The 10,000-nt window shown below is 60.5% G+C and carries 12 protein-coding genes and 1 tRNA gene; 3 read left to right on the forward strand and 10 right to left on the reverse strand.

Annotation, left to right across the window (positions count from 1 at the left end):
- The 3 genes from LDL37_RS12160 to LDL37_RS12170 all read right to left on the reverse strand — a co-directional run.
- The coding region (locus tag LDL37_RS12160; RefSeq protein ID WP_290798642.1) for a DHA2 family efflux MFS transporter permease subunit at positions 1 to 549 on the reverse strand (549 nt) is incomplete at its 3' end.
- 79 nt (positions 550 to 628) lie between these two features.
- Complete coding sequence (locus LDL37_RS12165; protein ID WP_290798644.1) at positions 629 to 1,774, reverse strand: HlyD family efflux transporter periplasmic adaptor subunit; 1,146 nt, start codon at positions 1,772 to 1,774, stop codon at positions 629 to 631.
- Positions 1,775 to 1,803: 29 nt separating this feature from the next.
- Positions 1,804 to 3,135: an efflux transporter outer membrane subunit gene (locus LDL37_RS12170; RefSeq protein ID WP_290798646.1), complete on the reverse strand. Its 1,332-nt coding sequence runs from the start codon at positions 3,133 to 3,135 to the stop codon at positions 1,804 to 1,806.
- Between the two features lie 231 nt (positions 3,136 to 3,366).
- Between LDL37_RS12170 and LDL37_RS12175 the strand changes: the two genes are divergently transcribed.
- Both LDL37_RS12175 and LDL37_RS12180 read left to right on the forward strand, forming a co-directional pair.
- Positions 3,367 to 3,990, forward strand: coding sequence for a TetR/AcrR family transcriptional regulator (locus LDL37_RS12175; RefSeq protein ID WP_290798648.1), 624 nt, complete (start codon positions 3,367 to 3,369; stop codon positions 3,988 to 3,990).
- A gap of 147 nt (positions 3,991 to 4,137) precedes the next feature.
- Complete coding sequence (locus tag LDL37_RS12180; RefSeq protein WP_290798650.1) at positions 4,138 to 4,680, forward strand: phasin family protein; 543 nt, start codon at positions 4,138 to 4,140, stop codon at positions 4,678 to 4,680.
- A 12-nt stretch (positions 4,681 to 4,692) separates the two neighbouring features.
- Here the strand turns inward: LDL37_RS12180 and LDL37_RS12185 are convergent, their stop codons facing one another.
- The 7 genes from LDL37_RS12185 to LDL37_RS12215 form a co-directional block, all read right to left on the reverse strand.
- Positions 4,693 to 5,139 (reverse strand): hypothetical protein, encoded by a 447-nt coding sequence (locus LDL37_RS12185; protein WP_290798652.1) that lies wholly within the window; start codon positions 5,137 to 5,139, stop codon positions 4,693 to 4,695.
- Positions 5,136 to 5,489 carry a hypothetical protein gene (locus LDL37_RS12190; RefSeq protein WP_290798654.1) on the reverse strand — a complete coding sequence of 118 codons (354 nt, stop codon included), beginning with the start codon at positions 5,487 to 5,489 and terminating at the stop codon, positions 5,136 to 5,138. The genes LDL37_RS12185 and LDL37_RS12190 overlap by 4 nt, the downstream gene beginning before the upstream one ends.
- Positions 5,490 to 5,532: 43 nt before the next feature.
- Positions 5,533 to 6,174: a helix-turn-helix transcriptional regulator gene (locus LDL37_RS12195; RefSeq protein ID WP_290798656.1), complete on the reverse strand. Its 642-nt coding sequence runs from the start codon at positions 6,172 to 6,174 to the stop codon at positions 5,533 to 5,535.
- Between the two features lie 77 nt (positions 6,175 to 6,251).
- Positions 6,252 to 6,638, reverse strand: coding sequence for a helix-turn-helix transcriptional regulator (locus LDL37_RS12200; protein ID WP_290798658.1), 387 nt, complete (start codon positions 6,636 to 6,638; stop codon positions 6,252 to 6,254).
- A 126-nt stretch (positions 6,639 to 6,764) separates the two neighbouring features.
- Positions 6,765 to 6,849, reverse strand: a tRNA-Leu gene (locus LDL37_RS12205).
- 64 nt (positions 6,850 to 6,913) lie between these two features.
- Positions 6,914 to 8,368, reverse strand: a complete 1,455-nt coding sequence (locus LDL37_RS12210) for a M20/M25/M40 family metallo-hydrolase (RefSeq protein WP_290798660.1) — start codon at positions 8,366 to 8,368, stop codon at positions 6,914 to 6,916.
- A 2-nt stretch (positions 8,369 to 8,370) separates the two neighbouring features.
- The gene (locus LDL37_RS12215; protein ID WP_290798663.1) at positions 8,371 to 9,174 is read right to left on the reverse strand and encodes a molybdopterin-binding protein; all 804 of its coding nucleotides are present in this window, start codon (positions 9,172 to 9,174) and stop codon (positions 8,371 to 8,373) included.
- 151 nt (positions 9,175 to 9,325) lie between these two features.
- On the opposite strand from LDL37_RS12215, the gene sfsA reads away from it, so the two are divergent.
- Positions 9,326 to 10,000: DNA/RNA nuclease SfsA (sfsA, locus tag LDL37_RS12220; protein ID WP_290798665.1), on the forward strand; the 675-nt coding region annotated here is incomplete at its 3' end.

The following is a 10,000-nucleotide window of genomic DNA, read 5'->3' on the forward strand; positions in this document are numbered from 1 at the left end:
CACCGGCACATTGATCAGGAATATCCATTCCCAGGCAAAATTATCCGAAATCCAGCCGCCCAGAATGGGCCCCAGCACCGGCGCGACCAGCGTGGTCATCGACCACACCCCCAGCGCGGTGGAGCGTTTATCAGGCGGGAAGATCATGATCAGCAGGGCCTGAGAGCCCGGAATCATCGGGCCTGACACCGCCCCTTGCAGGATGCGGAACAGGATCAGCGACGGCAGGTTCCACGCGATACCGCACAGGAACGAGGCCAGCGTAAACAGGGCCACCGAGACGACAAAGGTGCGCACCACGCCAAAGCGCATCATCAGCCAGCCGGTCAGAGGCACCGAGATGCCGTTGGCGACGGCGAAAGAGGTGATGACCCACGTCCCCTGATCGGAGGCGACGCCGAGATTACCGGCGATGGTCGGCAGGGCGACATTGGCGATGGTCGAGTCGAGCACCTGCATGAAGGTGCCGAGCGCCAGCGCCACGGCGGCGAGAGCCAGTGACACGCCGGTCAGCGGCGCGGGTCCGGCAGAGGAAGAAGATGAGGCCATAAGGCGCTCCATAAAGTTCAACTCCCCTGAAATCAGGGGGATACCGGCCTAGCCGGAAGGCGGTTATGTACGGCAGGCCTTACTTCGATACGTCGATTTTGGCCTTCATCGACAGACCAACGCGCAGCGGGTGCTCTTTAAGGTCCTTTTCGTCGATCTGGATGCGTACCGGCAGACGCTGCACGACCTTGATCCAGTTGCCCGAAGCGTTTTGCGCCGGGATCAGCGAAAAGGCCGAGCCCGTACCGCCGGACACGCCGACGACCTTGCCCTTGTACTTGACACCTTCGCCGTACAGATCGGAGGTCAGTTCAACCTCCTGACCCGGCTGCACTTTCTTGAGCTGCACTTCCTTGAAGTTGGCATCGACATAGGCCTGCGAAATCGGCACCACCGACATCAGCGGCGAACCCATCTGCACCTGCTGGCCGACCTGCACCGACTTGCGGGTAACGACACCGGCGACGGGCGCGCGCACAACGGTGCGTTCCAGCGCCAGTTCCGCCGAGGCGAGACGCGCACGCGCCGCCATGATTTCCGGGTTTTCACCCGGCTTAACACCCGCGATCAGCGTCGCATTGCTCTGACGGTTGCCTTCGGCCGCAGCCAGCGCGGCCTGCGCCTGAATGCGGGCAGCCCGGGCAGCATTGAGGTTGGCGATGGCCGCGGCATAGGCGCTTTCGGTCGCCACGACCTCTTCCTGAGACACCGCCCCGCTGGTGGCGAGGTTCTTGCGGCGTTCGAACTCGAATTTGGTGCGGTTCACCTCGGCCTCAGCGGCCTTGATCCCGGCGTCGGCGCGCACGATGTCGGCTTCGCGGGCCCCCATCTGACCGCCCAGCGCCTTGTCGTTGGCGTAGTAGCCCATGACGCGGCGTTCGGCGGTGGCCAGAGCGGCGCGCGCGGACTCAACGGCGATCTTGGCATCGGCATCGTCGATGACCAGCAGCACGTCACCGGCCTTCACCGTCTGGGTTTCCTTGACGAGGATGCGGGCCACCGGCCCGCCGACCAGCGCGTTGACCTGCGCCGTTTCAGCCCCGACATAGGCGTTGTCGGTCGAAACATAGTGCGAGGCGACCAAGATGTAATAGGCGCCATAGCCCAGCACGCCTACGGCCACGACGGCGGCCAGACCGGTCAGGAGCTGACGACGGCGATCATTGGATTTGGCGGGGGACGTCTGAGCCGGCGTAACGGGCGGGGTGTTTTCAGTATCGGACATGGTGCGTCACTTTTTCTTCAGCGTGGAATTCAGTAGGAACCGCCAAGCGCTTTGACCATAGCGACTTCGAGGGTCAGGGCGCGGCTTTGCAGGGCCGTATTGGCGGTCCGCTGCGACAGGAGATTTTGTTCGATAACCAGCAGGCTGGCGTAATCGCTGAGGCCTGCCTCGTAGCGCAGACGGGCCATGCGATAGGCCTCCTCGCTGGCAGCGAGGGCTTGATTGGAGAGGCTCAGCCGCTCGCTCAGCGCTGTCTGGCTGGCACCGGTATCGGCGACCTCCTGCATGGCGTTGATGACGGACTGATGATAGCTGGCCAGAGCGACCGACTGATCGGCTTCGGCTCCGCGCAGATTGGCGCGCAGCTTGCCCCCCTCAAACAGGGGCAGGCTGATCACCGGGCCGGCATTGATGGCGTCCATGCCCGACCCGGACAGGTCGTTGAGGAACACCTTGCCCGCAAAGGCCATCAGGTTGACATTGGGATAGAAGGACGCCTTGGCGCGCTCAGTGCCGTGTACGGCCTGTTCGGCCCGCGCCCGCGCAGCGGCCACGTCCGGACGGCGGGCAACCAGCTCCAGATCAATGCGCGTTGGGGCCTTGAAATCGTGCGTATCGGGCAGGACGGGTCTCGGCAGGGCTTCACCAAAGGCCGGGGCCTGACCGGCCAGCGCCGCGATCAGGTGACGCTGGATCAGGATGCGCTCGTTCAGAGCCGCCACCTCGCCCTTGCTGTTGGCGACATTGGCGCGGGCCTGTTCCAGCTCGGCGCGCGGGCGCAGACCGCCCTCGACCTTTTGCGCGACCAGAGACTGGGTGTCTGTGCGGATGGCCAGATTGCGTTCGGCGACATCAAGGTCTTTATACATATGGCCCAGCTCGAACCAGGCACTGACCAGAGAGGTCGAAAGGACCAGCACGGCCTGCTGTCCGTCGGCGCGGACGGCCTCGGCGGCCGACACCGCCGCCTTTACCCCGGCGCGGTTCTTGCCCCAGAAATCCAGCTCCCAGCCGAAATTGATGCCGCCGAGCGTCAGTGAATCGATTGCAGGATTTTTGCCGCCCATCTGCAGGGAGGCCCCAAGGGCTGTAGCCGTGGGATAAAGCGTCGCCTTCTGGGTATCTTCGAGCGCGCGGGCCTTCAGAAGCCGCCCGGCGGCAGCGGTCAGACTGGGGGAGTCGCGCAGGGCCGTTTGGACCAGATCGGTCAGTTGCGCGTCCTTATAGCCCTCCCACCAGCGACCGATCAGCATGTCCTGAGGCACAGCACTGGCGGTCGGAATCGGGGAAACGGGCTCAGCCTTGGGCAGCGCGGCGCAGGCGGTAAGCGCCAAGGCCGAAACGCCCATAAGCAAACCCATTGCGGGTCGTTTAAATACAAACATCAGGTACGCCCTCAGTTTCGCGAACCGTACGGTACGGTCATTTATCTGTTGCGCCTATACGCCGCGATCGCTATATTGTCAATCAAACCGTACGGTACGGTCAGTAATTTTTTGCGCACTGCAAAAGGCTGATGTATCAACGACACATATTCAAAACGTGGTCCGTCGCAACGTCTGCAAATGATTGCACGCCACACCGAGGCTAAGATGCAAGAGTTAAAATCTCGTCCCGACAAGGACGCCCGTCGTGAAGCCATACTGGATGTGGCCAGCCGGATTTTCCTCGAAGAAGGGTTTGACGCTGCGTCGATGTCGGCCATCGCCGCGAAGCTGGGCGGCTCAAAGGGCACGCTTTATAACTACTTCAAGAGCAAGGAGGAACTGTTCGAGGCCTTCGTGGATCGCCACTGCGCCATCCATGCGCGGCTGATTGACTCGTTTGAGGTCGATGGCGGCGGCTATCGCGAAGCCCTGCGCCGCTGGGCCAAGCAATATTTACGCATTGTGACCTCCGACTCGACCATGCGCAATTACCGCGTCATCATGGCAGTTTCCGAACGCTGGCCCGACATAGGCCGGGCCTTTTACGAAAACGGCCCGTTGCGCGGGGCGCGCAATGTCGCCAACTTTCTGGCCAAGGCGGCCCAGGCCGGCGAGTTCGTCATCGACGATACCTTACGCGCGGCGCATCAGTTCATCGCCCTGTGCCAGAGCCGTTATCAGAAGGCGCGTTTCCTCAACTACCTCCCCGAACCGGACGAGGCCGAAATCGAAGCCGAGGTCGAGGCCGCCGTTGCCGCCTTTTACGCGGCTTATGGACGGCGCGGCTAAACCTTAGGCAATCCTTACCCCTCATCGCGGGAAGCACCGCAACATCCTTACGGACAAAGGGCTATACAGAGGCCGCCTCACCGGCTCACCCCCTGCCCTTCTCCCCTCTGGCTATGCCCGCACGTAGCCGACTGAAAGGATGCGACTATGGACCCGCTGAAAACCCCGCAAAACTCGCCTGAAAAACCCGTCGAAAAGGCCGTTGACACGCTGAGCGGTGCGGCACAATCCGCCACCTCTGCCGCCTCCGACGCCCTGCACCGCACACAGGATGCCGTGAAGGAGTCCACTGAGCGTGGCATGGCCATCGGTCAGGACGCACTGAACCGCACCCACGCTGAAACCCAACGCCTTGGACAACGCGGCGTCGAAATGGGCAACGAAGCGCTCAAGGCCTGCGTCACCGCCGGCCATCAGACGGCCGACCTGATGTCAGAACTCAATCAGGCCATAACCGAACTGGGCAATCAGTCGATCTCGCACTATGACCGCCTGTCACGTCAGGCCATGGGCGTGCGTACCGTGCAGGACATGGTCAATCTTCAGAGCGCCACGGTTGAAACGCTTCAGGAGCATATGGGGGGCTTTGCCCGCCTCTATGGCCTCTATGTCGATGGTCTGGGACGCATCATGCAGCCCATCGCCGAGCAGGCGGTGAAGTCACAGCGCCATCTGTCGCCGGCCGCGTAGGTCCGCGCGTTATCAAATCGTTATGGCGGAGGTAAGCGGTTGTTTGCGCCAGAAGGCCGCTTCCCACGCCCCTATACCCATCGCCAGTGCGATCCCTTTGCCACCTAACAGGCCCATGGTGGTGAAATAGGCCCAGTATCCAATATTTTCAGATGAGTTCCAGTTCGCCAGCGCCACCACCGCATGCGACAAGGTAGTGGCCAGTTGAAACGAACAGACAAGCAGCGTCCAAACACGCCGCACCTTGACGGACACGCCAAGTAATACCACCAGCACAAAGACATCCAGCAGCTTACCCAGTACGCCCAACTCATAGCCCTGCTGAACAAAGGGCGTGGCGAACCATCCAAAAAGAATAGCCGCCACGCCCCATTTTTCCAATACGGTCGCGCGGAAAAGCATATAGACGCCAAAAATCACGGCGAATACGGTTCCGCTCATCGACCACAGACTAATCACGCGGCTTCAGTTCCGTTGTTCGTATGGCGCAGCATCCGATCGTCTTCTTTTTTCTCAGGTTTGTTTTGCAGATCGCCAATGGCCATTGCACCACAGCCGACCTGCGTTTTCACCGTATCGAGGTGATGATGAGCTTCAACCAATGCACCGCGGGCCTCGGTCAGGGTGCTGACGACACGACCCACGGCCACAATAGCGTCCTGACCCAGCACGGCGGAGAAACGCCCGTCGATGCGCAGACGTGAGAGAGTCGTCATCAGAGCGGCGGCTTCGGCCAGAGTATCGTCGATCTTGGCCTCAACGACAAATAATTGATCGGCACCGGTTTGAACAGCAACAGAACGTTTCATGGATAGATCTTTCATGGCTGGACCACCAGCCAGTGCTTCCGGGCTAGCGGCGAATTTGTTGAACGGCTTGAAGCATACCGAAAAGGCCAATCATGAGACCGCCGAAAAGCAAAACGGCCACGACTGCGCCCAGTACAATCAGCGCAAACCACTGGATGACGCTGAGGGCATTCAATCCACCAATGAGGGCGATGTATCGTTGAGAAAAGCTACGCCGCACAGAAGCGTCAGCAGGGCCGCTTTGTCGCTGACCGTCGAGGCTTCGAGCTTCACCTGCATGACCAGGGTTTCTATCTCCGTCGCGCGCTGATGCGGCATCAGCCGTTCCAGAGCCATTTGCAGATCGGTGAAGTGTATTGTGATTGACTGCCTGTTCTGCATGGGTCGCCTCATAGGTGGGAATGCCCGATGAGGATGGCGTGTCTGTTGCCGCCGGCGCTATCTGCAATGTCTGCCGTCTGTCATTATTACGGAGGCCTTCTGCAGCGCTCAGTAAGCGGGCCGCTTCACGGGTACTGGCCACAACAAGGCGAGCCCGCGCCTCCTCCATGTGGGTGCGTACTGTGCCTTCGGCTATACCCAGTTCCCTGGCAATTTCCTTTGCCTGAAACCCTCTCGCTATGAGGCGCAAGATTTCTTTCTGGCGCGGCGTCAATGAGTTGAGCCCCGCTTTGATTTCGGTCATTAGTCTGTCCCCGCAACAGCCCGAGCATATTGCACGGTAATTCGACATCGGGCAATGAACCTGGACAGAGGCTGCCGCTATTTGTCGTCTTCCGCGAGGATGGATTTGACAAGTGTCAGGACACCGCGCCGACGGATGGGCGAAAGTTTGGCGAAGTATTTTGCCATCTCAACGCCCTCTGCCGAAATCAGAAAGACGGACACTGTGTTTTCTGTGTCACTGAAGGCCGCCTTACTTTGCAAATCCAGCCCTTCAAAGGCATGGGCGACGGGCATGTTTAATACCTGTGACACCTGATAAAGCTTCGACGCGCTGATGCGGTTTGATCCACGCTCATACTTCTGTACCTGTTGAAAGGTGACACCAATCGCGTTGGCCAGGTCTTGCTGACTCATTTTCAATTGTTTGCGGCGATTGCGGATGATTGTGCCGACATGAACATCGACAGGGTGCGCTTCCGACAAGGCTAAACTCCGTATTTAAACGCTATTCTGAACCGACAGATGTCATGGCGCAATAATCCACTGCGTTAAAGAGGGTTCAACTCATCCGCTTTTTTTGAAGGATTGAAAATCACCGCCGCAAGGGCTTGGTACGGGCAGCCGGACTCGAACCGGCATGGATTGCTCCGACGGATTTTAAGTCCGTTGCGTCTACCGATTCCGCCATGCCCGCAAACCGGTCGGCCCTTATAGCAAGGGGCGGAAAACTGTAAACGGTTTTCCGCCCTGCTTTTACGTTACTTACCATTGGTCGGCTGGAAGGTGACGCTGGTATTGGCGATCATCCACACCGTTGCAGCCCAGGCGGCGACGTTTTGGCTCATCTTCTTCGGGTCGATGCGGTCAAGTGTATCGTCCGCTGTGTGGTGGACATCGAAATAGTCCGTGCCGTTCTGTTGCAGGTCGAAGATCGGCACACCCTTCGCGTTCAGCGGGCTGGTGTCCGGGCCGCCGCCCGTTGCCGGATCACGCTCGATGAAGATGCTGAGCGGATAGAGCACCTTACCCAGCGTCTTGTTGAAATCGGGTGCGTCACTCTTGGGCAGGGCCAGTGAATAGACCACGTCCGCTCCGAAATCGGACTCGGCGGCGGCGATGTGCTTGTCCGTTTCGGATGATTTGGCATAGGCCACCGCCCCGGACAGACCCAGATCCCCCGGCTGTGACACCTCTTCGGAGCCCCAGAAGACCACGCGCACCGTGCGTTCCGGACGCAGCTTGTGATCAATCATCAGCTTGGCCGTGGCCATGGTAATGGCAACCCCGGCCCCGTCGTCGATCGCTCCGGTGCCGAGATCCCAGCTATCGAGGTGTCCCCCGATGGTGATAATCTCTTCCGGACGCTTGGCCCCCTTGATCTCAGCGATTACGTTTTGTGACTGACCGCCTGTGCGCACCGTGGGAGTGGATAGCATTTTGAGGCGCAGCGGACCGGCTTCCCCCGCGCGTTGCAACTTCAGCAGACGCTCGAACTGTTCGGCATCCGGCGGCGACATGGCCAGAGCCGGCAGGCCATCTACCCCGGTAAAGCGCGTGGCACCGGTGTGGGCGAAGCGATGATCCTCGGTGCCCAGCGAACGCATGACATACCCGACGGCACCGCGCTTCTTGGCCTCTTCCGGTCCACTTCGGCGCACCGAGCCGGAATTGACGCCATAGCCCTGCCCCGTTTGAGTGCGCACGGTGGGTTGCAGAATGACGACGATCTTGCCGGTCAGGTCGGCCTTGGAATCGATGAACTCAGCGTAGGTTTCAAACAGGGCCGCCTCGCCCTCTACCCCCTCGGCTGGCGTCGCGCCTGAGCCGCCCAGCGCCGTCACCACCATCTTCTGCGCGAAGGGACCGGTGATTTCGAGGCTTTCGGCCCCGCGTTGCCAGATGACCAGCGGGAAGGTTTCGATGCGGACATTCTCAAAGCCCATTTTTTTCAGCTCGGCCGCCGACCATTCGGCGGCTTTACGCTCGGACTCCGAGCCTGCCGGACGCGCGCCGAAGCGCGTCGTCAGTTGCGTGACGAACTCATAGGCCCCGTTCGATTGCAGGGCCGCGTCACGCAGGCGCGCAGCGGTGATTTCGGGCGCTTCGGCCACGGCCGCAACCGGGGCAGCGGGCTTGGCCTTCGGCTTGGCGAGGGCCGGGGTGGTCACGCAACCCAGCGCGGCGGTGACGAGAAGAAGGGCCTTGAGTTTCATGATCAATCCTGAGTAACGAGTTCTTCAAAACGGGCGTCGGGGAAGCGTTCGCGGGCCTTTTCGACCACGGCGGGCAGGTCGTCGAGCAAGGCCTGAAACGCCTCATCAAGGGCCTCGCGATTGCGCCCCCGGATGACGAGTTGCGTACCAAACTCATCGGGGAAGATGCCGAAGGGATAGGAACCCAGCGACAGATCGGGATAGTGCTTATCGAGCGCGCTGAGAATGTCCGCCGCCAGACTTTCGGGAACAAAGGTCGCCTTGACCGTGCGCGCCTGCACCTGTTCGCCCTGACGCAGGCGCGGGGCCACGTCATTGAGCATACCGGCCATGATGCGCGGCACCCCCGCCATAACGAAGACGTTTTCGATCTGGAAACCCGGCGCACCGGACACCGGATTAAGGATCAGCGACGCCCCCTCCGGAATACGCGCCATGCGGCGGCTATTGACGTTAAGAAGGCGCGCGTCACCACCATAGCGATCCAGCAGGATTTTCAGCGCGTCCTCACGCTCGGCAATCGTCACCCCAAAGGCCTGTGCCACGCAGTCGGCGGTGATATCATCGTGAGTCGGCCCGATGCCGCCGGTGGTAAAGACGTAATCCACAGCGCTACGCAGTTCGTTGAGCGTCCGCACAATCTGCGGCGCATCGTCGTGGATCATGCGCACCTCGATCAGGTCGATGCCCAACGCGCCCAGGAATTTGGCCAGCGTATTGACATTGGTGTCCTGTGTGCGGCCCGACAGGATTTCATCGCCGATAATGATAACGGCGGCGGTGGGATTTTCTGTATTGACCGTCATGAGGCAGGCTCCTTATCACGACCCTGAACATTAGAGCGATGTGCGGAAAAGTGTGAGCGGTTTTCCGCAAAAACATCGCGACAAAACAAAAATTTAGAGCGAAATGGCGTTTCCACCCAAAGTCATTTCGCTCTAGCCCCCGGAATCGCTCATGCCATTCGCGCACAGATTTACTCAAGGCCGTCTGGTAACGAGATACAAGCGATTCTTCGCCGATGTCGAACTGGATACGGGTGCAACCGTCGTAAGCCATTGTCCCAATCCCGGCAAGATGCTGGGGCTACTGAGACCGGGCACACCTGCGCTTTTGACCGAAATAAGTGACCCGGCGAAAAAGCTGCGCTGGCGGCTGGAGGCTCTGCGCGAAGGTGATACCTGGGTCGGGGTGAATACGCAGTGGCCCAACCGCCTGATCGGCGACCTGATAAGGGATCAGCAGGTGCCGGAACTGCGCGGCTATGCCAGCCAGCGTCCGGAGGTGCGCTATGGGCACAATTCGCGCATCGACTGGCTGTTGCAAGGACACACTCAGCAGGCAGAGGCGTGGGTTGAAATCAAGAACGTCCATTATAGCCGCGTTCCCGGACTGGCGGAGTTTCCCGACAGCGTGACCGAACGCGGCGCCAAACATCTCATGGAACTGATCGGGCGCGTAGAGGCTGGCGCGCGCGCCGTGGTGGTCTTTTGCGTACAGCGCGACGATGTGTTTCGTTTTGATGTGGCTCGTGACCTCGACCCGGTCTTCGGCCGGGCCTATGCAGCGGCGCGCGCGGCCGGGGTTGAATTTCTGGCCCACGCCTTTCGCGTCACGCCCGAGGGCATTACC

Origin of the sequence: Asticcacaulis sp. (assembly GCF_020217185.1) — a bacterium.
Lineage (GTDB): Bacteria > Pseudomonadota > Alphaproteobacteria > Caulobacterales > Caulobacteraceae > Asticcacaulis.